The sequence below is a fragment of the Cyanobium usitatum str. Tous genome (genome assembly GCF_963920485.1).
In the GTDB taxonomy this organism is placed as follows: domain Bacteria; phylum Cyanobacteriota; class Cyanobacteriia; order PCC-6307; family Cyanobiaceae; genus Cyanobium_A; species Cyanobium_A usitatum_A.
Window position 1 is genome coordinate 1,383,924 of record NZ_OY986431.1, and the last position, 22,931, is coordinate 1,406,854.

Here is a 22,931-nt window from a genome sequence, read left to right on the forward strand (position 1 = left end):
ACTGTTTAGTTAGTGCTGGTTGCCTAATTCATGAAGAAAGTTCTGCAACAGGACAAAAGCTTGATAGAGTCTGAATATGTAACGCAAGCCGAATGATTAGAAGAAAGATTGCATCCCAGCGCTACTGCGCGTGCCCCTCCGGCGATGCACTGCATGCATGCCAAGGCATGCAGCGCCCCTGAGCTTTGGTCTTTGTATCAGCGTGTTGGCGGCTTTAGGGAGCAACCTCGACGTCCATGCCAGCTAATTGCCAAGCTTGCTTGAGTTATTCTTCTCCACCAAACTATGGTAGCGACGGTTAGCCCCAAAGGTCTCTATATTCTGCTTATTAGTGTGCATGGGTTAATCCGAGGCCATAATCTCGAGCTCGGGCGAGACGCCGATACTGGAGGGCAGACAAAATATGTTGTGGAGCTTGCCAAATCTTTGGCCAGGCAGGTGGCAGTTGAGCGCATTGATTTAGTGACCCGGCTGATTGTTGATGAGGCTGTCAGTATCGATTACAAAGCTCCGGTTGAGCAGCTATCCGCGAATTCTCGGATAGTTCGCATCAAGGCCGGTCCAGAAGAATACATCCCGAAGGAGCAGCTCTGGCCCCATATGGATAGCTTTGCCGACAATCTGTGTATCTGGCTTAGTGAGCAGCCACGCCTACCAGATATAATCCATACCCACTATGCCGATGCCGGCTACGTTGGCGTACGTCTTGCAAATCACACTGGTCTGCCATTGGTGCATACGGGTCATTCCCTAGGTCACGACAAGTACAGTCGCCTCCTTGCGGTGGGAATGGGAATAGAGCAGATTGAAGAGCGATATCACATGCAGGCTCGAATCAGCGCCGAAGAAGATATACTGAGTTGCGCCGAGCTGGTCATAACAAGCACGCGCAATGAAATTGAAAGCCAATATGAGCTATATGATTATTACACACCCGAGAAGATGGCGGTGATTCCGCCTGGAATCAATCTCGAGCAGTTCCATCCAGTAATCCAGGGCCAGCCAGCTATATCACAAGCTTTTCAAAGCAAGCTCAGTCTGTTTTTGCGTGATCCGGCCAAGCCGATGATTCTGGCTCTTTCACGGCCCGATGAACGCAAGAACATCGTTTCGCTGCTCGAGGCTTTTGGCCAGAACAAGAGCTTGCAGAAGCTAGCCAATCTTGTGATTGTTGCCGGCAATCGTGATGATATTCGTGAGCTCAACGATGGAGTCCAATCGGTGCTGACCGAATTGCTTTGGGTGATTGATGTTTATGAACTGTACGGACTAGTAGCACTCCCCAAGCATCACTCTGCTGAGGATGTTCCTGATATTTATCGCTACGCAGCGGCGTCCAAGGGTGTTTTCGTTAATCCAGCTCTAACCGAGCCTTTCGGACTCACCCTGCTTGAGGCCGCCGCCAGTGGCCTGCCCCTTGTGGCCACCGAGAATGGTGGACCTGTGGACATAATCGGCAACTGCGGGAACGGCCTGCTAGTGGATCCGCTCGGTCGTGAGGCCATCGCTGATGCCTTGCTTTCCATTCTTCAGAATCCGGCACGTTGGCAGGAGTTCTCCAGCAATGGCCTGCGCAACATTTCCCGCTTTTACTCCTGGGATGCCCATGCCCAGTCTTACCTGGCTTTGCTGCAAACGCTGGTATCCAAGCGAAAACCACTAACGCAGGTTACTTCGACCCATCAATTCAGCACCTACCGGAACCGTGCTCTCTTCACCGCTATCGACAATACGCTTCTTGGTGATCCCGAAGCGCTCGAGCAGTTCGCTAATGTAGTTAGAAGCAATCGCCGCCAATTTCTCTTCGGTATCGCCACTGGTCGGAGATTGGATTCGGTGCTGACCATTCTCAAACGTAATAGCATTCCCACTCCCGATGTGCTGATCACCAGCCTGGGCACGGAAATTTATTACACCTCAGAATTAGTTGCAGATATCGCCTGGAGTCATCATATTGATCATTCCTGGACCCCCCTGGTCCTGCGTAGAGTGCTGGAATCGTTACCAGGGCTGTCGCCCCAACCGAAGAGCGGTCAGAGCCGCTTCAAGGTGTCTTATTTTTATGATGCCCAGATCGCTCCTCCTATGGACGAGATTCTCGGCTTGCTCAGGCAACAGGAACTCTCGGTTAATGCGACTTTGTCATTTGGCCAGTACCTCGACATTGTTCCGGCGCGAGCATCTAAAGGCCAGGCTCTGCGTTATGTCACCAACCAATACAATATCCCCCTTGATCGCACCCTGGTTACGGGAGGTTCCGGGGGAGATGCCGATATGCTACGTGGCAACACCCTTGGCGTAGTGGTATCCAACCGTCACCAGGAAGAGCTGTCCAATTTGAGTGAAAATGAGCAGGTTTACTTTGCCAATGGCGCTCATGCCTGGGGAATCCTTGAGGCAATCAACCACTACGGGTTCTTCTGAGTAGTAGTTAATCCTGTTTATTTATGACCCAACTCCTTATATGTACAGACCTTGATCGCACGCTTTTACCCAACGGTGATCTAAATGAGTCACCCCTCGCCCGCGAACGTTTTGCGGCGGTGGCATCCCATCCGAATGTCACGTTGGTCTATGTGTCGGGTCGAGATCTAGGCCTGGTTGAGCAGGCCATAAAGCACTTTTCCATTCCCATTCCCGATTGGGTAATCGGCGATGTGGGCAGCAGTCTTTATAGCTTCAATGATCTGGCAGAGAGAAGTGGTCAGGGAGATGTCATGAATCCAATTGGCTGGATCCATTCCAGCGCTTGGCAGGAAAAAATCGCCTTTGACTGGCCTGGTCTTGGTAGTAGTCAGATCGCTCAAGCCCTAAGCTCCCTCGATGGTCTTGTGATTCAGGAGCCTGCTCGCCAGAGTCGCTATAAGTTGAGTTACTACCTGCCATTGGGTTTTGATCTGATAGCGCTTCGGCTGGAGATCGAAGCCAGGCTCAAGGATTTGGGGGCTTGTTCAAGTTTGATCTATAGCGTTGATGAGGAGGCGCAGCTGGGCCTCCTCGATGTATTGCCCAAGCGGGCCACTAAGTTACATGCTGTGAAATTCCTAATGCAAAAACTGGGTGTTCCTGCAGCCAACACAGTGTTTGCGGGTGATAGTGGCAATGATCTTCCAGTTCTTGTCAGCTCAGTCCCCTCGGTGCTAGTCGCCAACGCCCATCCAGAGGTGATCAGAGAGGCCGAAACTAGTTCGCGGCTTCACAATACGGCAGAATACTTATATATTGCCAAGGGAGATTTTCTGGGCATGAATGGTAATTATAGCGCTGGGATTCTAGAAGGATTAGCTCATTATCATCCCGAAACAATAGATTGGATTGTCTGACCCTTGATTGGGATTCGTCTTTGATGGATGTTGTGGTTCTTGTGATATTTCCTTGCATGCCTTCAGCTGGTATTCTTTCCTATAGGCTCTCATTGGCTGGTGATTCTGTTTACAGTTCGGGGCATGCTTCTCGCTACTGAGCTTGGAGGCTATCATGCCAGCCGGGTTGGCTGCCAGTCTTTTCTATAAATACTCTTTGTCAAGCTTTCGATTTCCTGATGTACGAACAGATTTCTCATTCACTTTTGAACTCGATCCTGGATGATCTTAGGCCGGAAATCAGGCGCCAGAATCTCCGCCACTTCTATACCAGGCTTGGGGCTAATTTTTATGCCATTCACTCTTTGTTCAGCACGCTTTATGGCATGCGTGAAGATTTCCAGGCACAGATGGTCCGACTGGTTGAAACTATGGCCGAAGGCTATATCTACCGCTCAGAGGAGTCCGAGCGGTTGGATATGAAGCGTGAGCAGGATCATAATTGGTTTCTTTCGCAGAAGTGGGTAGGAATGGCGCTTTATACTAATGGTTTTGCTGACAACTTGGCAGACCTTGCCAATAAAATTGGTTATTTTCAGGAGCTAGGCATAAACATGGTACATATTATGCCGATTCTAAGTTGCCCAGTTGGCAAGAGTGACGGCGGTTACGCAATCAGCAATTTTCGAGAGATTGATAGTAGGGTCGGTGATTTAGCTGATTTTCAAAAAATATCGGAACAATTCAGGAAAAACGATATCCTATTGGTTCTTGATATCGTTCTCAACCATACGTCGGATGAGCATGAGTGGGCACTTAAGGCCAAGGCAGGTGATCCTCATTATCAAGGCTATTATCTCACCTTTGAAGACCGTTCGGTACCCGATGTATTCGAGCAGGGGATGCCGGAGGTATTTCCAGAAACCGATCCGGGAAATTTTACCTGGAATCAGGAGATGGGGCGCTGGGTGATGACGGTTTTCCATGACTATCAGTGGGATCTTGATTATAGCAACCCGGAAGTCTTCATTGAAATTCTGGCGATCGTGCTGTTCTGGGCCAATCAGGGTGTTGATATTATGCGCCTCGATGCCGTTGCATTCCTCTGGAAAAAGATGGGATCAACCTGTCAGAATGAGAGAAAAGCGCATCTCATCCTGCAGTTACTTAAGGACTGTTGCCAAGTAACAGCTCCCGGGGTTCTGTTTATTGCTGAGGCTATTGTTGCACCCAGTGAACTCGCTAAGTATTTTGGAGAAGATGCGATTGTTGCTAAGGAATGCGAAATTGCTTATAATTCAACGCTTATGGCCTTGCTTTGGGATGGAATTGCAACCAAGAATTCGAAATTGTTGCGGGAGGGTATTAAGAGCCTCCCATCCAAGCTGGAGCGTGCCACCTGGCTAACCTACGTGCGTTGCCATGATGATATTGGCTTTGGCTTTGATGATCGTGATATTGCGGCTGTAGGTTATGTGCCGAATCTGCATAGAAGGTTCCTTGTTGACTACTTTAGTGGCAAGTATGACCAGGGTCCGAGGGGGATGGTTTTCATGCGTAATGATTACACCGGAGATGCACGAATCTGCGGTTCTCTAGCTTCCTTGGCTGGACTTGAGTCTGCCTTGGAGAATTCTGATCAAGCCGCAATAGATGTCGCCATTGGCAGAATTCTGCTTCTTAACGGCGTGATTATGTCGTTTGGGGGGATACCTCTTCTCTACAACGGCGACGCTCTAGGCGTTCTCAATGACTATAGCTACAGCAGTGACCCTAGTAAGGCCAATGATAACCGCTGGGTGCATCGTTCAAAGATTGACTGGGAGAAGGCGACGCTCCGGCATCAGCGTAACACTGTGGAATACACCATTTTTACAGCAATGAAGAGGATGATCTCTATACGCAAAGAAATCTCGGCTTTTGCCGATTTTAATAACCGTGAGCTCTTGCACTCAGACAATGAGCATCTGCTCTGCTATCTGCGCTTCAACCCCATGAGGAGCTCTGAAAAGATCTTCGTGGTGGCAAATTTCGATGATCATCCCCAGCATCTGGATCTTGAGAATTATTGCCGATATGGCATCAATCCACGTGCTAAGTTTGTTGATCTCTATAGCGGCATGAAGCCGTCCCAGCACGAAGGTTCCATTGCCCTACAGGGTGGGCAATTTTATTGGCTGAGCGAGAACTGATGCATTCATCAACATCTAATCTGTACTCCAATTTTTAATTTTGTGCCTAGCTTGTCAAGCTTTGCTTGATCCTTAAAATGAATATCTGTCCTGGAAAGTTTTCCTTAAATGGCTGACCCAGCTTCTACCAGTTATCGCTCGTTGTCGTAAAAGTGCACTGCCTAAGGGAAGTCTCAGCAGGCATGATCCAACCGAACCTTTCCACCAACAAGCTGCGCCTGCCTGGTTCCCACAACCCCGAGGCGGGGCGCCAGCTCTCGCTGAGTGCACCAACCTGGGCAGTCATTTCTGAGCAACCCAAGCGCCTCAGGCTTGGCTAGCGAGGAAGTCCTCAACCGCATCGGCGCTGGATTGGGGATCAATGGCGCCTGCCCCCTGGCACACCAGGGCGCCGCAGGCACTGGCAAAGCGCAGCATCGGCTCCGGCTGGATCGCCGACGCGCCTTGAACTTGGTACTGCAACAACTTGTGCAACAGCCCCGCCATGAAGGCATCGCCAGCACCGGTGGTGTCGACCACCGGTACCCGGAAGGCCTGCAATTCGCCGTTACGGCCGGCGAAGCACCAGCGCAGCAGCGCCCCGCCGTCTGTGACCACGACATCCGGATGCTGCGCCAGGGCAGCGCACACCACCGCCGGGTCGTCACTGCCAAACAGCCAGCGAGCCTCCTCAGCAGCGCATTTGATCAGTGCGGCCTGCTGCAGCAGGGGGGCGATGGCGGCGATCTGGGCCGGCGTGGGTCCGCTGGCGGGATCAGCAGCCGGATCCCAAAAGGTGGGGCGCCAATTGACATCAAGTGCCAGGCCTATCCCGGCCGCCGCGGACTGATGGCAGGCGAACTGCAGGGCTGCTGCCGCGGCGGGCGACGCGAGCGGGATGGTGCCTACCAGCAACCAGCGCGCCTTCGCCAGCAGGGGCCCGAGTGCGGCAGGCAACGCGCTGGGATCGAGCGCCTGATCCGCAAAGCCGTAGCCCCGATCCCCCGCAAAGCCCCCGAACTGGCGATCGCCGGCAGCATCGCGGCGCACCAGCACGATCCGGCTGGGACGGGTCCTATCCCATTGGAGGGAACTGGTGTCGACCCCTCGCTCTGCAAACAACTTGGCAAACGCCTGGCCGATACCATCGCGGCCCAGTCGGCCCACAAAAGCGCTGGGGGTGCCCAGACGGGCCAGGGCACAGGCCACGTTGGCGGGGGCTCCACCGAGGTGGTCATCCCGGGGCGAATCGGTGGCCGGATCACCACCAAGGGGGCCGAGGCGATCCACCAGGGCCTCCCCAAGACACAGGACCTGGGGTGGCAAGGTGGAAGAGGGCAAGGGCCTGCTCGCTAGGCTCGTATCAAGATGAAGCAGTTTCAGCAGCGTCGCAATGATCCGGGCGTTGGCTGCGTGAAACTCACCCCAAGCTGCTCAGGCCGCACCCAACCGTCCTGCTGGGACTCCAGCGGCTGGGGCTCACCGCTCAGCTAGGTGCACAGGTGCACCACGAAGCGCAGGCCCTTGTGGCTGTAGGCGTCTTCGAGCATGTTTAACTCCTCGCTCTCCCGTATCAATCAGGATGCTTGGCTCCACCAGGGCTTCCCCATGGGGCGATCAACCGCGAGCCTGCGCCTGTCATCGTGGTGAATGCGTTGCTGCGGCACTGGCCAAGTGATGGACGCGACTACAAAGCAAGGCCCGTTCCAGTCGCCCTGACGGCAGCCTGGGCCCATCTCCATGGAGATCGATCCCGTCGTGGTGACACTTCAGGTTGATCCGATCAGCGCTGGTTTCGGTTGCCTAGAGAATACGGGAGCCCCAGTCTCTTGTCAGCATCGGAGGACCACTCACCGATACCCATCAGCCCACCAGCTCCCAGCATGTGCTCAGGCCATCTCCGGCGCCCAGCCCTGCTGCCGGGTCATGCCGTCGGTCCAGCCCTGGCAGCGGCTGGTGAGGTGCTCGCCATGGGCGATCAGCCCCTGGTGCAGCTGACAGGTGAGCACCGGGATGCAGTTCACCCCGGCGTGATGCCTAAACCAGTGGCAGGTCATGCAGACCTTGCGGCTGCGGGTCTTGAGCAGCACAGCCTCATCGAGGTAGGGCCACTCCTCGATCGGGATTTCAAGCTTGGCGGCCAGAGCCGCTGGCCGGGGCAACGGGACACCCATGAGTCATGGCTAATGCATACGCATGTACTAGCACGATTGAAGGCGCTTGGCTGTCGCGGCGCTTGGAGCTGGATACGGTTCAGTCAGAGGAGAGGTGCCGATGCTTCGCGAACTCGTTTTGGCAATCGGCATCCCCTTGATCCTGCTGCTGCTGGCGGTGCTGGCGATGGAGCAGTGGCGTGAGCAGCTGCCGCCCTGGCTTCAACGGTTGGCCGAGCGTCCGTCCTGGCTCTGGAACACCGGCATCGGGCTGATCATCGGCCTGTCGCTGCTGCGCTGGTTGCTGCAGCGCTGAGGCTCAGGCGGGCAGACCGGTGCAGCTCACCGTGATGTGCTCAGAATCAGCTCCAGCTTTGATGTGGAGGGGGCCGATGCTGCGTCCGCCACGCGACGTGCTCTGAGCCAACAGGGAGCTCAAGCTCTCGGCTGCCGCAGGACCCGCCAGTTCCAGCGGCAGGGGCAATCCATAAAAGCCGTAGAGCTGCTCGACTGTGGTGTCTGAATTGAAACTGAGCGGCAGATCGAGTGGAAGCTCAGGCGGCTCTGGGTCGGGCTCAAACAGCCTGTTGAGCAGTGGCTCCAGCTTGATCTGCATCGCCACGAAAACATGGTCACCCGGCATGAGCAGCGTTGTGCCGCGAGGCATGACCACCTCGCGGCCACGGAGGATCAGCGAGACGACGACGCCATCGGGCAGGGCCAGATCACGCAGCCTCTGACCGGCCACGTGGGTTCGCGCCTTGACGGTGTAATCGAGGATCTCGCCATCGACCTGGCGCAAGGCGTTGATCTCCACCGACAGGGCGGGGGTGGGATCAGCCGGCCGGCCGATCTGCAGCCAGCGGGCCACCAGCGGCAGCGACCAGCCCTGGGTGAGGGCTGAGAGCAGCACCACGAAGAACACCGCGTTGAAGATCTGACCGCTCTTGGGCACGCCGGCCAGCAGCGGGAAAGTGGCCAGGGTGATCGGCACCGCACCTTTGAGCCCCACCCAGGAAAGGAAGGTGATCTCACGGCGCCGGAACTGGAACGGCAGTGCGGAAGCCCACACGGCCAGGGGGCGGGCCACCAGGATCAGCACCAGGGCGATCAGCAGCCCTTCCCAGGCCACCGCTAGCAGGCGACTTGGAAAACTGAGCAGCCCCAGCATCACAAACAGCACAATCTGAGCCAACCAGGCGGTGGCGTCGTGGAAGGAAAAGATCCCGCGCCGGAACACGATCGAGCTGCTACCCAGCACGATCCCGGCGATGTAGACGGCCAGGAAGCCGCTGCCGCCCAGTACCGCCGCCAGCCCAAATGCCACCAGGCCAAAGGCGAGGGCCAGCAGGGGATAGAGACCCGGGTAGTCAAGGTTGATGCGGTTGATGGACCAGGTGGCCAGGCGCCCCGTCAGCAGCCCGGCGAGGGTGCCCACGCCGAACTGGCCCACAAACAGCAACAGCAGCGCCTGGGGCGAATCGGCGGTGCCGGTGATCACGCCGATCAGGCCGAGCGTGAGGAAGATCGCCATCGGATCGTTCGAGCCGCTCTCCACTTCGAGGGTGGAGGTCAGCCGCTCGGGCAGCTTGAGGCCGCTGCTGCGCAGCACCGAGAACACCGCTGCCGCATCGGTGGAGCCGACGATGCTGCCCACCAGCAGCCCCTGCAGCAGAGGCAGCTTGAGCACCCAGGCGGCCGCTAGGCCTGTGATCACCGAGGTGAGCAGAACACCGAAGGTAGAGAGGACCAGGGCTGGCTTCCACACCTTCTGCACCGAGGTGATCGACGTACGCAGGCCGCCGTCAAACAGGATCAGGGTGAGGGCAACGCTGCCGATGCTGTTGGCCAGGCTGTAGTTCTCAAAAGGAATCCGGCCCAGGCCTTCCGAGCCCGCCAGCATCCCCACTGAGAGGAACAGCACCAGCACGGGCACGCCAATCCGGGCTGAGAACTTGCTGGAGGCGATGCCCAGCAGCAGGAGCACGCCTGCCAGCAGCATCGCCAGATTGATCCACATGCGCTCCGCGCCGGCTCAGGCCGTCTGAGGTTGGCTCAGATGAGCGTCAACTGCACTCAGTCAGGCGCATCACTTCCTTGCGTGAACCCCCAACTGGTGTTGGGCGGCTCTCAGCATGACCGCAGCGCAGCCGATGCTTGGTTGTTTCCATCGCCGCTCACTGACGGCCACATGACGCGGCAAGCTATCTCCGACCGGATGCGTCGCTGGGGCCAGCAAGCCGGCGTGCACCTTTGCCCGCACAAGCTGCGCCACACGCACGCAACGCAAGCGATCCGGCGCGGCGTCGATTTGTTCACGCTGCAGTCGACGCTTGTTCACAGCAGCAGCGCAACCACCGGTGCCCATGTGGCCGCCAATCCAGCAGACTCAAGCTCTCTGAGACTTGGCTGATGGACAAGCCGAACCAAACATTTGTCATTGCTGCCCGCACAATTACTGTTGTTGGAGGTTGTGTTGCGATTGCTATTGGCGGCGCATGGCTTTATGAAAAGTATCAGGCCTACCAAATAGATAGGTGCGTCCAGAACAACATGGCAGCCGTCAATAAAAGATTTAAGTCGGATCCTCTGTTGCTTGAAAGTTTCAAGGCTGAGTGCAGGCGCGGCGATCCCCCACCTCAGGGCTTTTAATTAACCACCAAGCCGTCGAAACGCTTGTTACAGTAAGCGCCTATGCAATTAGGGACTCCTGAAAAAGAAAACTGCGCCTCCTCGAGTGCGGCCAAAGACCAAGGAGGACAGGCAGCTCGAAAACTCGGTCATGCAGTGACAGGAGATTTGACTGTCTCAAGCAGGCAAATGTTCCTGAGGACCACCCAGGAGGAGCCTGGCCATTGCCAGGAGTAAAACCAAGCAAAGATAGTGACAAAAAAGAGGCGGAGGAGCCTCAGGATCTTCTCAGCGCACATCACCAGAAACCCCATAGAGATCGAGGTTTCTGCACCCTTAGTCAGCCGAGCCATGATCAGCCGTAGTGAATACTTCCGCTTCCCTGATCCAAAGACGCCCTCCACCTCGTTTCTCCTCCGTTGGTCTGCACTGAGCTGTTGCTTATGAGCCGCATTGATCTCGGGATCCTTCGGCGGCCTGCCCAATCGCTTACCAGATAGGCGTATGTTGTTCCTGGTGCAGAAGTTTCGATTCTTGGTAGTGATATAGATGCGATCGGCCCAGATCCGCTCGGGATAGCAGCCATGTTCGTGCTTATATTTCTTGGCTTGTGGAATCAGGTCTTCACCTTCACTGTATGGATCCCAGCTGATCCTGTGCAGGAAGGCAAAGCCATTGCGCACGGAAACACTAATCTTGGCGCCAAACTCAACAGCAGCTCTTGCCTTGCCGCGAACAATGGGACGAACCTGTCGCTGAACTAGGTTGACGATGCGGTCGGGGATGCTGCGCGTCTTGGCGTACAGCAGGATGCTTTGTTGGCGGTGCAGCTCGCTGATCACGAGAAGCTTCTGCCACCAATGTGTCTTTAGGCCCGAAAGCCCTGCCCCAGCAACGATCAAGGCATCAATGGTATCAAGATTTCGCTGCAAATAGTCGAGCTGGCGGCGTATCGCAGCTTTAATCTTGCGACGGCGTGGCTTCTTCTGTTTGGCGACATTAAGGAAAACAGCACGTGCCTTACCGCGGTCGTATCGTGGCCGGTGTTTGCGAAAGTCCATGTGCTGGTCGCACAGATCATCAATAATTCGTTCAGTCGACTCCCTTGCTTCGTTCAGCAACTTCAGATCAGTCGGATAGGTGATGTCGGCTGGCGTGCAAGAGGCATCGATGGTGAGTGTTCCCCAGTTCTTGTCCTCTGGCCAATCTGCAGGCTTCACGAAGTCGTCCAGTGATTTCTGGTTGACAGCATCAGCGCCTGGGTCGTCAGAATCGTTGTCATCTGGGAGTGAGGACATAGCCTCGATCACCATGGCCTTACCTCGTTCGGCAATGAGTTCGTTGATCCGTTTGAGATCCTCCTCCGAGAATCGCTTTCGGAAATGAACCATCATCGATGGATCAAATGGCGACTTGCTGGAATAGCCCGCAAAGCCAAGAAAAAACTGCATGTAAGCATTTTCTCGGATCTGCTCGACGGTTTCCTCATCGCTCAGGCCAAGCCGCTGTTTGATGAATAGCGCGCCAAACGCCAATCTGACAGGCTTGGCAGGGGCGCCAGTTGTGGGATTGAACTGAGGGGCATATGTTTCTTCCAGCTCTTCCCATAGCACCAGCCTGGAGAAGAGCACCCAGCGATTGTCCGGGTCCAACGTGCCGCCAAAAGGCACATGGAATTCTTCGATTGAGAGCTGGCCGTTATGGTGTTTTCGGTACATCTGCAGCGTTCAGCAGTTGTAGCAATCGTCAATTGCTCTGTACGCGGCGAGTTTAACGGGTTTCGATCGCTGAAACAAGTTGCGCTGCAGTCGATCTGGCTTTTTCAGGAGTCCCCAATTAGGCGAATAGTCGGCTTGGCGAACTGGTGTCGACTACTAGGCTTGCCAAATGGACAACATCACCAAGGGATTTGTTATCGCGGCGTGTAGCGACGTGATCGCTGTCGGCGGCGTCTGGCTTGATGGCAGACACAGATACAGCAAAGCACTGCAGACCTGCATGGCGCTTACCTATCCCAGCAGCGAGCCACTTGTCCTCCCCGCAGACAAGCAAGCGCTATTCACTTACTGCTCGGAGAAGGTTCAGTTCGTGGGCAACTAGCCGCCTTGCTGGTCAAGCCATGCGGCGATCGCCTGGTCGACCACTTCGCTGGCGTCGAGGCTGGTGCCGCTTTCCTGCTGCCTATTTACATAGGCGCGTAGGCGGCTAGCCGTTTCTGGCTGCACATACCAGGCGCGCATCTTCCAACTGCTGCGCTGGTTGCTGCAGCGCTGAGGCTCAGGCCACCAGCTGCTGGTGCTGCACAAGAAACGCCTCAATCCATTCGTGATGGCGCCGCTGGCTGATCCGATCGGCCATAGGTGATGAGGCCCTTCAGTGGACGGCGGCTGTGCCCAGATTTGATTCAGTGCGGTGCTCCAGTCGCTCAGCGAGCCAGACTTTGATGATCGACTGTCGTGTCACACCAAGGCGAGTGGCCTCACGATCGAGCTGCTCGACCATCCAGAGGGGGAAATCAACATTGACGCGCTTCTGCTGCAGGCGGGGCCGAGTAGCGGCGTCGAGATCGAGTGCGCCGAGTACGGCGTCACCAGCATCGAAGCGACGATCGAATTCAGAACTGTTCATAGAGCTGGACCTCTTCCAGGCGGGAGCGACGGACAGAAATGAGACGGATGGCCTGGCTGCGATGGGTGATCACAGCTGACCAGTGCTTGCCATGGATCTGAGCAATGACGAGAAACCGCGGCTCATCTGTGGTGCGGGCTGGGATTTCCAGCAGGTCGGGATCGTTCCACAGAGCCTGGGCATCGACGAAGTCGATGCCGTGCTTCGCCTGGTTGGCCTTGCTCTTGAGCGGGTCGAACTCAAAGTCCATAGAGTTCAAAATCTATACCTTTTTGGCGCAGAAGACGTGCGTCGCTTCTGCTGCTTCCAATTCAGGTGGCCAGCTGCTGGTGCTGCTCTGCTGAGCGCACCTATCGGTGCTGCTCTGCTGAGCGCACCTATCGGTGCTGATTTGCCAAGCGCACCTATTGGTGCGACACCAAAAAAGTCTCGATCCAGTCATGGTGCCGCCGCTGGCAGATCCGATCGGCGATAGAAGCAGCCTCCTCCGGCACCTGGAACCGCTTGCGGAAGGCCTTGGTGAACCCCTCCAGAGCAGGGCGTGGAAGGCCCCGAACGGTGTCGAGGATCTGCTGGATTGTGCCTGGATCAAGCGGGTCAAGGCTTGGATCTTTCTCTTGCTGCGCAGGTGATTGGGGCTGCTGCCAGGGAGCCGCTTCTGCGGGCCTGGTTCTGGGGGAGGCGTTGGGGTGTCCCGCGTCAAGCCCCTTGGCCGATTGGCGTCAATCAAGTTGGCCGGTGAGGGGAACTGATCGCCCCCCGGTTGTCGCCGGCGACAACCGGGGGGCGATGACGCTGGAGGCGACACGAAAACTGAGCCACCCATCAGTCCGAGCCATTGCCAGCACTGGGTTCCTCTGATCGGCACCAGGCGACAATTACGTTGGCCGGTTGGTCACCGTGATCTCCGCTCAACCTCGCCATGGAGAGCACGAGCCGGCGGACGCCGCCAGACCCCGGCGGTGAGCTCAGCGCCGGGGTCTGGCGGCATCGGCACCAGGTTGTCGCCGGACGACAGTCTCCCGGGCTGTTCTCCGCTTCTCTATGGCTGCTTTGGCTGTTGGCCGCCGCTGCGCCGGCTTGCCTGCGCGCGGCCGTGGCTGTCGCCGCTGATCTCGATGATGTGGCAGTGGTGCACCAGCCGGTCCACCGCCGCCACGGTCATCGAGCTGCTGGGGAAGATCTCATCCCAGTCGGTGAACGGCTGATTAGCGGTGATCAGCAGCGAACGACGCTCATAGCGGTGGCAGATCAGCTCAAACAGCACGCTGCTCTCCTGCTCGTCCCGCCGCACATAGCCGATGTCATCGATCAGCAGCAGCGGGTAGCGATCCAGCCGCTCCAGCGCTGCTGGGAGGTTGTACTCGGCGCGGGCTTTCTGCAGCTCCTGCACCAGGCTCGTGGCCGGGTAGAAGCGGCAGGCCTGATCCAGACCGATCTGCGCCAGGGCGATGCCGACCGCCAGGTGGGTTTTGCCTACACCGCTGGGGCCGAACAGCAGCACGTTCTCGCCCCGCTGCAGCCATTCGCTCTGGCGGCTCAGGGCTTCCAGCTCCTGCCATTGGTCGGCCTCGATCCGGCCGCCATGGTCGTAGTCCGCCAGGGCCTTGCTCCAGGGCAGATGGGCCGCTCGCAGCAGCCGGTGCTGGCGGGCCTGCTGGCGTTGCTCCACCTCCTGCTCGCACAGGGCATAGAGGAACTGGCTGTGGCTCCAGCCTTCCGCCTCAGCCTGCGAGGCGATGCTCTGCCAATGGGAGCGGATCCATGCCAACCGCAGCTGCCGCAGCAGGATTGGCAGGGCGGCTTCCGCCGCCTGGGGCCGCGGGATGGAGAACAAGGAGGTCGTCATAGCTCTGCAGCGAGTGTTGGCAAATGCGTTGCGGTGGGTGGGGGCGATGGGGCGGCAGCCGGAAGCGTTGCTGCAGCGCCGCCAGCGACAGCCCCTGTCGTTGGTGGGCCTTCTCGAGCCAGGCCAGCACCGGCTCGTAGCCGGCCACTCGGCAGCCGACATACAGCGCCTCGACCATCAGCCGAGCGGCAGCGTCGCGATCACCGCTATCGCGCAGCTGCTGCCACAGCTGCCACCAGCGCTCATCGGGGAACAGCTCCCGCTGGTAACGGCAGTGCAGCAACGCCCGGGGTTTGCGCCTGAGCGCATCGATCAGATGCTCCAGATCAATGCTCCAGGCCCGCCCATGGCGCTCGATGCCGCCATGGAGCCGAGCCAATTCGCAGGCGACCTGCCTGCCCAGAAGCAGCTGCAGCCGGTCGTGGAAAATCCGCACCGTCAGCCGCTGGTCGATCAGCCGCGGCGGCACCGAATACACCACCCTGCGCACCTCGATCGTGCTGGTCCGCCGCACCGTGAGCTGCTCGATGTCGTAATCGGCAAAGCGAAACGGCGGCAAGGGCCGCAGCGCCGGTTTCTCCTGCTCCAGCCGGACCAGCCGCGGTCGGTTGTATTGCTCGATCACCCCAGAGAGGAAGTCCTGATACGCCACCAGCGATTCAAAATCGCTGCTGCCACGAAGCAGCAGCGCCTGTTCGATCCGCCGTTTGAGATGGCCATGGGGACTCTCCACACGGCCGTTCTCATGCGCCACCCCCAGGTTGTTGCGGCTGTAGGCCAGGCCGTAGTGACTGCAGAGGGCGTGATAGCGGCGGGTGATATCGGCTGAAAAACTGCCGTTGCGGTTGCGGCACGCCGCCGACAACCGGTCGGTGCGCAGTTCATCTGGCACCCCACCGCAGGATGCCAGGGCGTTCTGCAAACCCTCGGAGAGGGCGACGAAACTCTCGCCGCCCTGCACCACCTGCGCATAGCTCCAGCCGCTCCAGGCCAGGCGGTAGTGGAACAGCAGATGGGGGAACGCCTCGCCAGCAATCGTCACCTCCACCCCCTTGAGTTGGGTGAAGTCACAGAAGGCGATCTCGCCGGGCTCGTAGCTCAAAGGGAAGATCACCTCTGGATCCGGGCCATGCAACGACTTCCATTCCCGCACCCGCCTTTGCAAGGTCCGTTGCAGAGGAATCCAGTCGACATCGGGCTTCTGCCGCTGCAGGTGCTCCAGCAGAGTGATCGGTGTCAACGCTGGCGCACGTTGCAACAGCGGCACTAGCTCCTCCTCCCAGACACCCTCCAGCGGATCGGGCCGAGTGCGGCCACGGAGCTGGTTCGCGCTGGGCTGCAGCGGTTCCTCTCAATCCGGCGGGCGCTGCGCACTGAGATGCCAGCCGCTGCGGCAGCAGCCTCCTGGCTGCTGCCACCTCGTCGTTTCGTCATGTACAGGTTGCGTTGGTGACTGGTCAGTGGTGCCGGCATCCCCTGGTCCCTGCGCATCGGCACCAGGATCTCCAGCACTCACCCCACCGGCCAACGAGCTTGTCGCCGACCGGCCAACTTCATTGTCGGCGGACAGCCGGAGAAGACAGGTGTCGATCGCCTGATTTGCAACGAGCAAACGACCGCGCAGCTGCGCCCGACCCCTGGGACTAAACCACGGCTAAGCAGGCAAAAGCCCGGGGCAAAAGCTCCGGGCTTTGTTGTGTTTCAAGTCTGCTGGGTGAGCACGTGTTGCATTACCTCCAGCAATCAATCGGCCAGGGGACGATGGCTGCCGAGCTTGGTGCTCCAGATCGAGCCTGCCAGCATCTCCTCTGGGCTTACCAGGGCCATGTCCTGTCCCTCCAGCAGCTGCAATTGCTCCAGCGGCACCGATAGCTCTGCCTGAAACACATGAGCCGTGCGGCGGTGGATGTGATGCACCATCACCAGCTCCACCACCATGGGCTGCCAGCTGATCTCCTCCAGCAGCTCCCGCCGCAGCGCCTGCTCCGGCGTTTCGCCCGGATCGAGGTGCCCGCCAAACAGTCCCCAGCAGCCAGCGGCCATCCCGATGCAGCATCGCCAGGGCCACTTCAACGGCCATGGCGCGGCCTCAGTCCGCAGCAGTCCGGCGCCGCTGCTTGGCGTAGATCGCAGCACCGCCGGCCGCTAACACCAGGCCACCGCTGATGGCGAGAAACACCAGCGTCTGCAGAAGCAACAGAAAGATTCCGATGGCCGAACCGGCCACGATCTGCACCCTTGCCTTGATCAGCAGGGTGAGCAGCAGCAGGACGGTGGCCTTGAGGCTCAGCACCTTGGCCGTGCTGAACGGCAAGAAGGGGTTTAGGAGCACAGCTTGATCACGGGTCTACCCATGTTGGCGGGCGGAACCGGCAGCGGTGGCGCCATTTAGGCCCGCAGCGGCTTCTGCGGGATCCACTGCGGCGGACACGCCCGCCAACCCTCCTGTCGCTTCTGGGCCCAGAGCTTGATCGCCTCATCTCGCATCAGCTCCCTGCGGTGCTCGGCCTCGGTGAGGATCGCTGGATCAGCGCTGATGACGGCGAACAGATTGGCGCGAATCAGCTAGCTGCATCCAGGTCATGCAGGAACAGCATGAAAAGGCTGCCGGTGCAAACTCCGGCAATGGCTAGAAAGTTTCTGCTGGGCGTGGTGGCATTGGCGGCCATGGCCTGGCCAGCGGAGGTAGTCGCTCAGGGCGTCAAGACCACTGTGCTCTCCATCGGAGATGGCGACACGATCCGGGTACGCCAGGCCGGCAAGGCTCTCACCGTGCGGCTTGCCTGCATCGATGCACCTGAGACCGTCCAGACCCCCCACGGCCAGCAGGGTCGCAGCTACCTGCAGCAGCGCCTGCCCATCGGCCGCGAGGTCATCCTCAACATCAAAACCACCGATCGCTACGGCCGCTCAGTTGCCGAGGCTTTCAGCGGCGTGAATATAAACCTGGCGCTAGTGGAAGACGGCCAAGCCTTTGCCTACCGCCAGTACCTGCGCGGCTGTGATGCCAAGGCTTACCTAGCAGCAGAAGATCGCGCCAGTCGCGCCCGACTAGGGGTGTGGCAGGTGCCGGGCGGCATAACCAGGCCATGGGACTTCCGGCGAGGTCGCCGCTCAGCGGTCATCCCAGATGGCACCACCCCGGGGGGCCGCCGTTACCGGTGCAGTGAGATCAGCTCCTTTGCCAAAGCCCAGGAGCTGCTGCGCCAGGGGCACAGCTATCTCGATGGAAACGGGGACGGAGAAGCCTGCGGAAGCAAAGGTTTGCCTGCTGAACTAGTGGATTGACACAGCATCTGAGTTCGGTATTTTTGAACATCAGACAAAGATCAGATGCTTACCGGCCCCGAACTACTCGCCAAGGTCAAGGAACTAGGCGATGTCTCCAAGTCCGAGCTCGTTCGTGAGTGCGGCTATGTGAGCACCAAAAAAGATGGCACGGAGCGCCTCAACTTCACATCCTTCTATGAGGCCCTGCTCGGTGCCAAGGGTGTAAGCCTCGGCACCGATAGCGCCGGCCGGGGCACGGGCAAAGGTGGCCGCAAGCTGAGCTACACCACCAAGATCCAGTTCAACGGCAACCTGCTGGTGGGCAAGGCCTACACAGCCGTGCTCGACCTCAAGCCAGGCGATGAGTTCGAGATCAAGCTGGGCAAAAAGCAGATCAAGCTGATTCCTTTGGGCAGCACAGAAGAGGAGTGAGCCTGATAGCTGGAAGCCTTCTCCTTCTACTCAGCGGTAAGGCTCGCAGGACACCAAAAAGCCGCTGACATGGTCGGACCATTGGGCTAGTGCCAGCAGCTCGCGGGGCTCCCGGGCAAAGCCTTTCTGGGAGAGAGCCGTGAGCTCGGCCAGGTTGTCGTGGGTGACCAGGGGCTTGTTTTGTTTGGCAGTTTCGCAAGCATCGACAAACTCTTGCCCCTGCTCGGCCAGGCACTGGGCATAGGCATCCTCAAAGTTCACCCCTTGCTCCTGTAGCCGCACGAAGACATCGAGCTCAGGCGAGAGGTGTTCCAGCCATAGGGGAAGGCTGCGTACCGGCCCGATCGTGACCCCGCCGCTGTTTAGGTGCATCAGCACCACGGTGGCCTCCAGGTTCCAGCTGGGCTGGGCGAGCAGCTGGCCGGCTGCAATCACAAAGGACTCGCGGTAGTCCTCAACCAGGGCCTGGTGAATCTGGGAGAGGTCAGCCATAGCTCTGGGTTGCACGAAAAAGCTCGGTGACGAAGCCCGAGCTCTGAAGGATTTTGGTTGAGGGACGAGGTGGCTGACGCTGGCAACTAAGGCCAGATCATCAACGATCATCTGGCAGACGGTCTGGTGGGTTGTCATCCGTGATCTGGAGCCTGCCTGTGAGCGCCGAAACCGCAATCAGCCGACCAGGTGGCAAGGCAATAGGGCTTTATGTCTGCTTCAGCCAACCCCGGGCAGAAGCCAGACGGACCGCCTCTGCTGTGGCTTCCACGCAGCGATGGGCCCGGCGCTTTACGTCGTCCTGGCTCTGGGCGCGCAGCAGGTAGCCCTCCATCGCTTCCGGGGTTTCGATCACGGCCAGCAGCCCCGCGGTGCGCGCCCCGAGGGAGTCATCGGCCAGCAGTCGGCTCAGGCTGCCGTGCTCCCACAGCAGGGAGCCAGCGGATCCAGGTGCAAACAGCTCCTGCCGCAACACCTCCAACAACTGCTGCTTCAGGGCATCAAGCTGGCCGGACCGCAGCCGGCGGCTGTTGGGTAGCCCTTTCGCTCTCCCTGCAGGGATCACGGCTGGATGATCCGGCGCGTGCTCCACGCTCCAGCTAAGGCCCGTGCCCGGCACTCCCACAGTGGTGCGCGCACCACCACTTCTGGCCACGGGGATGTTGAACGAAGCGCCCCTCCCACCAACGGAGATGGAGCTCAATCCACCCTTGCTGAAATTGAAACGCAGTGGGCCCAAGCGGGCGGAGCGTCGAAAGCGGAAGCCCATGGCGATCACCGGCTCTTGACGCAATAGCCGCCTGATGAATACCAACCCAGCGGGCATCCCTTGCCGCTCTTCTGGATCGCTTCCCGCTCGTTACTGGGGCTGCTGAGGCAGTAGTTGCCTGAGGAATAAAAGCCCAGCGGACAGCCAGTACCACTTTTCTCAATGGCGCCGCGGCTGTTGCCCCCGGAGCTGGGCACGCAGTAGCCGCCAGAGCTGTAGTAGCCAAGCGGGCAGCCTCCAACCTTGGGCAGCGGTTGCACTGGCTGCTGGGCCAGCGCCGCGCTGGTATTCAGCAGGATCCCGACGGCAATCAACAGGGGCTTACGCATCGCTGGTGGGCTTTGCCAGTTCATCGAGCAGGCGGCTCACCACGTCACCACGGCTGCGGATTCCCCACTCCTTGCGCAAGTCATCCAGCCACACCACGGTGGATTGGCGCAGCTCAACGCCCATCCGTACATAGGGATCGTCACTGGAATCGCCTGGGGACATTTGCAGGTGGCTGGGAGTTCCAACGATCGGTCTGCTGCTGCTTTTGTGCAAGAGCAATGGGGGCAGACTTGAGCAACCAATAGCCGAGGGGCGAGCGCGCGATGCCCACCAACACCCAGATGGAGCGCTGCATCTCCAGCGAGCGTGGTGCGCTGGTCTTCTGCTCACCCAGCAGCAGTACCGCCAGCAGGGCAATCAGCACAACACTGAGCTTGTCGAGCGCCGCCACCCCAGCGACGGGCCCCAGCTGCAGGGCTCGGCTGTAGCAGAACCACGACACCCCTGTTGCCAGAGCGGAGAGGGCAAGAGCGCCCAGGCTGAGAGCGGGCAGCTGGCGCAGCTCCTGCCAATCGAGCCGGCCGCTTACCAGCAGCACCAAAGTCAGCACAATCGCCACGGCCAGGGTGCGGAACAGGGTGGCCATCCCCGCATCCACCCCCTGCACGCCCACCTTGACCAATAGAGCGGTTATGGCTGCGGAGAGCGCCGCCGCTACAGCCCACAGCTGCCAGTTCTGCACGGGGCTTCTTGCATTGGGAAGCTATGAGTGGAGGCTATTCGCGCTGGCATGCCTTCTGCTCACAAGCCCACTGAAAAGTGTTGGGGGCTAGGGGCGCCTTGCGCTTGCGGGGGGGGGCAGCGGCGCCAAGCACCCGGCCCTGTTGCAACCCCAGCGGTTCGACATCCGCTGGTCGTCGCGGTCGTTGGAGGTCGCTTTGCAGAGCTCTTCTAGACAAAGCCACTGCACAGCATGATGTCCGTTTGTTCACATACCAAGTCAGACCATGTAGCTGAGAGTTGCCGCTATCTACTAATGGCAAACAACGACATGCGTTACACCTTCCAGGGTTAGGGGAGTCCCCTTAGGGTTGAAGGATGAAGCAATTGCCTGGTAGGGCGAGACCAAAGTGGTTGGCAGTCGCCGGCCAGGTGCTGGCAGCGGCTTTGTTCGTAGCAGTGACAGTCAGCGTCCTGCCGGTGCTGTTAATGACAAGTCTGGTCACTGCCCTGATCTTGATTCCGGTGTTGCGTCAACTAAGGAAGGAGGCGGAACGAACCGGGTCTGTCGTGAATGTGCCGGCACGGGAGCAGATGGTCGACATCACACCCCTGCACGAGCGACTCCGGCAAGAGTTTCTGGCATTTCGCCAGCGTGGTTGGCGCCGATAGGGGTGAGCCGGGCGCAGTGGTGGCAATCAGTTCAGCATCCGTATCCAGACCCACCACAGCACTGCCACCGGCACCATCGCCAGAGCCAGCACAGCGAGGCCCTGAAGCTGTTCTGAGTTCATTTGCCCCACTTTGTCCGTCCGGGCAGCATTGGACAGCCACAAGCTGCTGGCGGCGTGGCTCAGGGGGTAGGGGTGATCCAGCGCCGCCAGCCACTCTGGCGATCCAACAGGCGGTGGGTTGTGCAAGCTGCGATCCATGGACGGCTTGAACCTTGCAGTCAGGTTGGCATCAGAAGCAAGGCAACGAAACCGCTTCAACAGTCAGGCAAGCGCCGAAGCCAAAAACACGGCCACCAGCAACGCCTGCGATGGTCCTGATTGATGTAGTGGATCAATCGCAATGGCTGGGGCGGCGAACAGGTGCTTCTACCTGTTGCTAATTACCAGGGCCCCTTCAAGCTGGAAGGGTCCTCCATCAGGTCTCCACCATGGCTGCACTCCGCGCCTTTGCCCGCTGGATCGGCGACAGTATTGGCCACGCCTTCGGCGACCCCCGCGAGGAACACGCGACCCTGCCCCCCAACGTGAGTGTTCAGCCCTACCGCGACCAGCCACACCACCGCTGATCGGCCCCGGCGCTGATACTTTCTGATGCCCTAGCTGGCTGCGTCAGAAGTAGCGCCGATAGGGGCGCCCGTCATTGGTTGTGCCCACTAGCGCTCTGCCCCAGCAGGAGAGCATCAGCCTGGAGTCGCTGAAGGCATTGGCCGGCGAGTCAATCGGCTACGAAGAGTTGGCTGCCACGGTCCTGGGGGAGCGCTTCCCCTGAGCGCCCTCATTGACTTCTCCTGCCGTCGCTTGGGCCAGGGAGCTGCTCACCATCTTCCACGATTCGGTAGTACTCACGGTCGTCTGAGCAGCACACATCGGCGTAGTAGCGCTCAAGCACCTCATAGGCCGCGTCATAGCTGTCGAACACCTGACCGGCTATGCCGTCGCTAATGCCATCGTCGCGGCAGATCCGGTAGCTGCTCATGGCATCTGTCACTCGTAGTGCTTAAACATCTACGCAAGAGCCCCACTTGGGGGCCACCGGCTTCCAGCCCTGGCGTCGTTACGGCCCATATGACTATGAGTTTTGAGCAGTGGTGGTGCGCCAGGCAGCGGCTCTACGGAGCAGGTTTGTTGGGTAGCCCGCCATTGCAGAAGTTGGCCGCAATGGCCGTGCGGTCGCCGCCCTTGATGCTGGGACTACTGCGCTCCAGCCACGCCAGCCCAGCATCGAAGCACTTGTTCCAGCGATAGGACTGACCGGCAATAGGGCCAAGCGATAGGGCGATCGAGACTGAGCTGGCCGTGGCGACCAATGCCAGGAACGGGAACAGGTGAGCATTGATCATTTCGCGCACGCTGAGCTTGCGTCCATCGTGATCAACCATGAGTGACCTTAAGCAGAGGTTATTCATTGTGCAGTCCCCAACCCGTCATTCGCCGTCATCCGAGTGGATGCGTTACAACTATCAAGTCAAGGCCATCAGCAAGGCTTGCATTGCTCCTACCAGGAACAGCA

The 22,931-nt window shown here is 58.8% G+C and carries 32 protein-coding genes and 1 pseudogene; 12 read left to right on the plus strand and 21 right to left on the minus strand.

Annotated features, from left to right (window positions below; all coding sequences use genetic code 11):
- The first annotated feature begins 285 nt into the window (after positions 1–285).
- The 3 genes from U9970_RS07525 to U9970_RS07535 all read left to right on the plus strand — a co-directional run bounded on the left by U9970_RS07525 (position 286) and on the right by U9970_RS07535 (position 5,494).
- Positions 286–2,424, plus strand: coding sequence for an HAD family hydrolase (locus tag U9970_RS07525; protein WP_322763703.1), 2,139 nt, complete (start codon positions 286–288; stop codon positions 2,422–2,424).
- Between the two features lie 23 nt (positions 2,425–2,447).
- Complete coding sequence (locus U9970_RS07530; RefSeq protein ID WP_322763704.1) at positions 2,448–3,323, plus strand: HAD family hydrolase; 876 nt, start codon at positions 2,448–2,450, stop codon at positions 3,321–3,323.
- Between the two features lie 218 nt (positions 3,324–3,541).
- On the plus strand, positions 3,542–5,494 hold the full coding sequence (locus U9970_RS07535; protein ID WP_322763705.1) for an alpha-amylase family glycosyl hydrolase: 1,953 nt from the start codon (positions 3,542–3,544) through the stop codon (positions 5,492–5,494).
- A 306-nt stretch (positions 5,495–5,800) separates the two neighbouring features.
- On the opposite strand, the gene U9970_RS07540 is transcribed toward U9970_RS07535, so the two are convergent.
- The 3 genes and pseudogenes from U9970_RS07540 to U9970_RS07550 all read right to left on the minus strand — a co-directional run bounded on the left by U9970_RS07540 (position 5,801) and on the right by U9970_RS07550 (position 7,635).
- Positions 5,801–6,814 carry a carbohydrate kinase family protein gene (locus U9970_RS07540; RefSeq protein WP_322766068.1) on the minus strand — a complete coding sequence of 338 codons (1,014 nt, stop codon included), beginning with the start codon at positions 6,812–6,814 and terminating at the stop codon, positions 5,801–5,803.
- A 39-nt stretch (positions 6,815–6,853) separates the two neighbouring features.
- Positions 6,854–7,035 (minus strand): annotated as a pseudogene (locus U9970_RS07545) (A/G-specific adenine glycosylase); the annotation flags it as partial.
- Between the two features lie 327 nt (positions 7,036–7,362).
- Entirely contained in the window at positions 7,363–7,635 is a 273-nt protein-coding gene (locus U9970_RS07550; protein WP_322763706.1) for a galactose oxidase, read from the minus strand.
- 112 nt (positions 7,636–7,747) lie between these two features.
- Here U9970_RS07550 and U9970_RS07555 point away from each other — a divergent pair, with 112 nt between their 5' ends.
- Positions 7,748–7,942 (plus strand): hypothetical protein, encoded by a 195-nt coding sequence (locus U9970_RS07555; protein WP_322763707.1) that lies wholly within the window; start codon positions 7,748–7,750, stop codon positions 7,940–7,942.
- 3 nt (positions 7,943–7,945) lie between these two features.
- On the opposite strand, the gene U9970_RS07560 is transcribed toward U9970_RS07555, so the two are convergent.
- Positions 7,946–9,646, minus strand: coding sequence for a potassium/proton antiporter (locus tag U9970_RS07560; RefSeq protein ID WP_322763708.1), 1,701 nt, complete (start codon positions 9,644–9,646; stop codon positions 7,946–7,948).
- 39 nt (positions 9,647–9,685) lie between these two features.
- Between U9970_RS07560 and U9970_RS07565 the strand changes: the two genes are divergently transcribed.
- Positions 9,686–10,039, plus strand: a complete 354-nt coding sequence (locus U9970_RS07565) for a tyrosine-type recombinase/integrase (RefSeq protein ID WP_322763709.1) — start codon at positions 9,686–9,688, stop codon at positions 10,037–10,039.
- Positions 10,039–10,278 (plus strand): hypothetical protein, encoded by a 240-nt coding sequence (locus U9970_RS07570; protein ID WP_322763710.1) that lies wholly within the window; start codon positions 10,039–10,041, stop codon positions 10,276–10,278. Before U9970_RS07565 ends, U9970_RS07570 begins: the two co-directional genes overlap by 1 nt.
- Before the next feature lie 128 nt (positions 10,279–10,406).
- Here the strand turns inward: U9970_RS07570 and U9970_RS07575 are convergent, their stop codons facing one another.
- Entirely contained in the window at positions 10,407–11,975 is a 1,569-nt protein-coding gene (locus tag U9970_RS07575) for an IS5 family transposase (protein WP_322763711.1), read from the minus strand.
- Positions 11,976–12,144: 169 nt separating this feature from the next.
- Here U9970_RS07575 and U9970_RS07580 point away from each other — a divergent pair, with 169 nt between their 5' ends.
- Positions 12,145–12,357 carry a hypothetical protein gene (locus U9970_RS07580; RefSeq protein ID WP_322763712.1) on the plus strand — a complete coding sequence of 71 codons (213 nt, stop codon included), beginning with the start codon at positions 12,145–12,147 and terminating at the stop codon, positions 12,355–12,357.
- Here the strand turns inward: U9970_RS07580 and U9970_RS07585 are convergent.
- The 8 genes from U9970_RS07585 to U9970_RS14280 form a co-directional block, all read right to left on the minus strand.
- Positions 12,354–12,563 carry a hypothetical protein gene (locus U9970_RS07585; RefSeq protein ID WP_322763713.1) on the minus strand — a complete coding sequence of 70 codons (210 nt, stop codon included), beginning with the start codon at positions 12,561–12,563 and terminating at the stop codon, positions 12,354–12,356. The genes U9970_RS07580 and U9970_RS07585 overlap by 4 nt on opposite strands.
- 67 nt (positions 12,564–12,630) lie before the next feature.
- Positions 12,631–12,885, minus strand: coding sequence for a type II toxin-antitoxin system BrnA family antitoxin (gene brnA, locus U9970_RS07590; RefSeq protein ID WP_255017176.1), 255 nt, complete (start codon positions 12,883–12,885; stop codon positions 12,631–12,633).
- Positions 12,872–13,135, minus strand: a complete 264-nt coding sequence (locus tag U9970_RS07595) for a BrnT family toxin (protein WP_254961981.1) — start codon at positions 13,133–13,135, stop codon at positions 12,872–12,874. The genes brnA and U9970_RS07595 overlap by 14 nt, the downstream gene beginning before the upstream one ends.
- Positions 13,136–13,927: 792 nt before the next feature.
- The gene (gene istB / locus U9970_RS07600) at positions 13,928–14,722 is read right to left on the minus strand and encodes an IS21-like element helper ATPase IstB (RefSeq protein ID WP_322763696.1); all 795 of its coding nucleotides are present in this window, start codon (positions 14,720–14,722) and stop codon (positions 13,928–13,930) included.
- Positions 14,610–16,001 carry an IS21 family transposase gene (gene istA / locus U9970_RS07605; RefSeq protein ID WP_322763694.1) on the minus strand — a complete coding sequence of 464 codons (1,392 nt, stop codon included), beginning with the start codon at positions 15,999–16,001 and terminating at the stop codon, positions 14,610–14,612. The genes istB and istA overlap by 113 nt, the downstream gene beginning before the upstream one ends.
- Before the next feature lie 476 nt (positions 16,002–16,477).
- Positions 16,478–16,777 carry an NUDIX domain-containing protein gene (locus U9970_RS07610; RefSeq protein ID WP_322763714.1) on the minus strand — a complete coding sequence of 100 codons (300 nt, stop codon included), beginning with the start codon at positions 16,775–16,777 and terminating at the stop codon, positions 16,478–16,480.
- A 46-nt stretch (positions 16,778–16,823) separates the two neighbouring features.
- Entirely contained in the window at positions 16,824–17,048 is a 225-nt protein-coding gene (locus U9970_RS07615; protein ID WP_322763715.1) for a hypothetical protein, read from the minus strand.
- Between the two features lie 74 nt (positions 17,049–17,122).
- Positions 17,123–17,221, minus strand: a complete 99-nt coding sequence (locus tag U9970_RS14280) for a hypothetical protein (protein ID WP_407653025.1) — start codon at positions 17,219–17,221, stop codon at positions 17,123–17,125.
- A 108-nt stretch (positions 17,222–17,329) separates the two neighbouring features.
- Here U9970_RS14280 and U9970_RS07620 point away from each other — a divergent pair, with 108 nt between their 5' ends.
- Both U9970_RS07620 and U9970_RS07625 read left to right on the plus strand, forming a co-directional pair.
- Positions 17,330–18,022 carry a thermonuclease family protein gene (locus U9970_RS07620; RefSeq protein ID WP_322763716.1) on the plus strand — a complete coding sequence of 231 codons (693 nt, stop codon included), beginning with the start codon at positions 17,330–17,332 and terminating at the stop codon, positions 18,020–18,022.
- Positions 18,023–18,067: 45 nt separating this feature from the next.
- Complete coding sequence (locus U9970_RS07625) at positions 18,068–18,436, plus strand: AbrB family transcriptional regulator (RefSeq protein ID WP_322763717.1); 369 nt, start codon at positions 18,068–18,070, stop codon at positions 18,434–18,436.
- A 30-nt stretch (positions 18,437–18,466) separates the two neighbouring features.
- Here U9970_RS07625 and U9970_RS07630 read toward each other — a convergent pair whose 3' ends face one another.
- The 5 genes from U9970_RS07630 to U9970_RS07650 form a co-directional block, all read right to left on the minus strand.
- Positions 18,467–18,928, minus strand: coding sequence for a hypothetical protein (locus U9970_RS07630; RefSeq protein ID WP_322763718.1), 462 nt, complete (start codon positions 18,926–18,928; stop codon positions 18,467–18,469).
- Positions 18,929–19,136: 208 nt separating this feature from the next.
- The gene (locus U9970_RS07635) at positions 19,137–19,754 is read right to left on the minus strand and encodes a DUF4236 domain-containing protein (protein ID WP_322763719.1); all 618 of its coding nucleotides are present in this window, start codon (positions 19,752–19,754) and stop codon (positions 19,137–19,139) included.
- Positions 19,703–20,026, minus strand: a complete 324-nt coding sequence (locus U9970_RS07640) for a hypothetical protein (protein WP_322763720.1) — start codon at positions 20,024–20,026, stop codon at positions 19,703–19,705. The genes U9970_RS07635 and U9970_RS07640 overlap by 52 nt, the downstream gene beginning before the upstream one ends.
- A complete protein-coding gene (locus U9970_RS07645; RefSeq protein ID WP_322763721.1) occupies positions 20,019–20,189 on the minus strand; it encodes a hypothetical protein in 171 nt (56 codons plus the stop codon). Before U9970_RS07645 ends, U9970_RS07640 begins: the two co-directional genes overlap by 8 nt.
- Positions 20,167–20,709 (minus strand): EamA family transporter, encoded by a 543-nt coding sequence (locus U9970_RS07650; RefSeq protein ID WP_322763722.1) that lies wholly within the window; start codon positions 20,707–20,709, stop codon positions 20,167–20,169. Before U9970_RS07650 ends, U9970_RS07645 begins: the two co-directional genes overlap by 23 nt.
- 392 nt (positions 20,710–21,101) lie before the next feature.
- Here U9970_RS07650 and U9970_RS07655 point away from each other — a divergent pair, with 392 nt between their 5' ends.
- Entirely contained in the window at positions 21,102–21,359 is a 258-nt protein-coding gene (locus tag U9970_RS07655) for a hypothetical protein (protein WP_322763723.1), read from the plus strand.
- Positions 21,360–21,385: 26 nt separating this feature from the next.
- Here the strand turns inward: U9970_RS07655 and U9970_RS07660 are convergent, their stop codons facing one another.
- Positions 21,386–21,619 carry a hypothetical protein gene (locus tag U9970_RS07660; RefSeq protein WP_322763724.1) on the minus strand — a complete coding sequence of 78 codons (234 nt, stop codon included), beginning with the start codon at positions 21,617–21,619 and terminating at the stop codon, positions 21,386–21,388.
- 230 nt (positions 21,620–21,849) lie between these two features.
- On the opposite strand from U9970_RS07660, the gene U9970_RS07665 reads away from it, so the two are divergent.
- Both U9970_RS07665 and U9970_RS07670 read left to right on the plus strand, forming a co-directional pair.
- Positions 21,850–21,987: a hypothetical protein gene (locus tag U9970_RS07665; RefSeq protein WP_322763725.1), complete on the plus strand. Its 138-nt coding sequence runs from the start codon at positions 21,850–21,852 to the stop codon at positions 21,985–21,987.
- A gap of 80 nt (positions 21,988–22,067) precedes the next feature.
- A complete protein-coding gene (locus tag U9970_RS07670) occupies positions 22,068–22,190 on the plus strand; it encodes a hypothetical protein (protein WP_322763726.1) in 123 nt (40 codons plus the stop codon).
- A gap of 6 nt (positions 22,191–22,196) precedes the next feature.
- On the opposite strand, the gene U9970_RS07675 is transcribed toward U9970_RS07670, so the two are convergent.
- Positions 22,197–22,397, minus strand: coding sequence for a hypothetical protein (locus tag U9970_RS07675; protein WP_322763727.1), 201 nt, complete (start codon positions 22,395–22,397; stop codon positions 22,197–22,199).
- Between the two features lie 133 nt (positions 22,398–22,530).
- Positions 22,531–22,800, minus strand: a complete 270-nt coding sequence (locus tag U9970_RS07680; protein ID WP_322763728.1) for a hypothetical protein — start codon at positions 22,798–22,800, stop codon at positions 22,531–22,533.
- Positions 22,801–22,931 lie beyond the last annotated feature (131 nt).

Bases quoted from the DNA above. Each gene is read 5' to 3' on its own strand.
- U9970_RS07555 (WP_322763707.1), top strand. From the start codon at position 7,748: ATGCTTCGCGAACTCGTTTTGGCAATCGGCATCCCCTTGATCCTGCTG.
- U9970_RS07675 (WP_322763727.1), bottom strand. From the start codon at position 22,397: ATGAGCAGCTACCGGATCTGCCGCGACGATGGCATTAGCGACGGCATA.
- U9970_RS07680 (WP_322763728.1), bottom strand. From the start codon at position 22,800: ATGGTTGATCACGATGGACGCAAGCTCAGCGTGCGCGAAATGATCAAT.
- U9970_RS07665 (WP_322763725.1), top strand. From the start codon at position 21,850: ATGGCTGCACTCCGCGCCTTTGCCCGCTGGATCGGCGACAGTATTGGC.
- U9970_RS07570 (WP_322763710.1), top strand. From the start codon at position 10,039: ATGGACAAGCCGAACCAAACATTTGTCATTGCTGCCCGCACAATTACT.
- U9970_RS07580 (WP_322763712.1), top strand. From the start codon at position 12,145: ATGGACAACATCACCAAGGGATTTGTTATCGCGGCGTGTAGCGACGTG.
- U9970_RS07595 (WP_254961981.1), bottom strand. From the start codon at position 13,135: ATGGACTTTGAGTTCGACCCGCTCAAGAGCAAGGCCAACCAGGCGAAG.
- U9970_RS07575 (WP_322763711.1), bottom strand. From the start codon at position 11,975: ATGTACCGAAAACACCATAACGGCCAGCTCTCAATCGAAGAATTCCAT.
- brnA (WP_255017176.1), bottom strand. From the start codon at position 12,885: ATGAACAGTTCTGAATTCGATCGTCGCTTCGATGCTGGTGACGCCGTA.
- U9970_RS07525 (WP_322763703.1), top strand. From the start codon at position 286: ATGGTAGCGACGGTTAGCCCCAAAGGTCTCTATATTCTGCTTATTAGT.
- U9970_RS07660 (WP_322763724.1), bottom strand. From the start codon at position 21,619: ATGGATCGCAGCTTGCACAACCCACCGCCTGTTGGATCGCCAGAGTGG.
- U9970_RS07620 (WP_322763716.1), top strand. From the start codon at position 17,330: ATGAAAAGGCTGCCGGTGCAAACTCCGGCAATGGCTAGAAAGTTTCTG.
- U9970_RS07560 (WP_322763708.1), bottom strand. From the start codon at position 9,646: ATGTGGATCAATCTGGCGATGCTGCTGGCAGGCGTGCTCCTGCTGCTG.
- U9970_RS07645 (WP_322763721.1), bottom strand. From the start codon at position 20,189: ATGTCCCCAGGCGATTCCAGTGACGATCCCTATGTACGGATGGGCGTT.
- U9970_RS07610 (WP_322763714.1), bottom strand. From the start codon at position 16,777: ATGGCCGCTGGCTGCTGGGGACTGTTTGGCGGGCACCTCGATCCGGGC.
- U9970_RS07630 (WP_322763718.1), bottom strand. From the start codon at position 18,928: ATGGCTGACCTCTCCCAGATTCACCAGGCCCTGGTTGAGGACTACCGC.
- U9970_RS07535 (WP_322763705.1), top strand. From the start codon at position 3,542: ATGTACGAACAGATTTCTCATTCACTTTTGAACTCGATCCTGGATGAT.
- U9970_RS07640 (WP_322763720.1), bottom strand. From the start codon at position 20,026: ATGCGTAAGCCCCTGTTGATTGCCGTCGGGATCCTGCTGAATACCAGC.
- U9970_RS07625 (WP_322763717.1), top strand. From the start codon at position 18,068: ATGCTTACCGGCCCCGAACTACTCGCCAAGGTCAAGGAACTAGGCGAT.
- U9970_RS07530 (WP_322763704.1), top strand. From the start codon at position 2,448: ATGACCCAACTCCTTATATGTACAGACCTTGATCGCACGCTTTTACCC.
- U9970_RS07635 (WP_322763719.1), bottom strand. From the start codon at position 19,754: ATGCCCGCTGGGTTGGTATTCATCAGGCGGCTATTGCGTCAAGAGCCG.
- U9970_RS14280 (WP_407653025.1), bottom strand. From the start codon at position 17,221: ATGCGAGATGAGGCGATCAAGCTCTGGGCCCAGAAGCGACAGGAGGGT.
- U9970_RS07565 (WP_322763709.1), top strand. From the start codon at position 9,686: ATGAGCGTCAACTGCACTCAGTCAGGCGCATCACTTCCTTGCGTGAAC.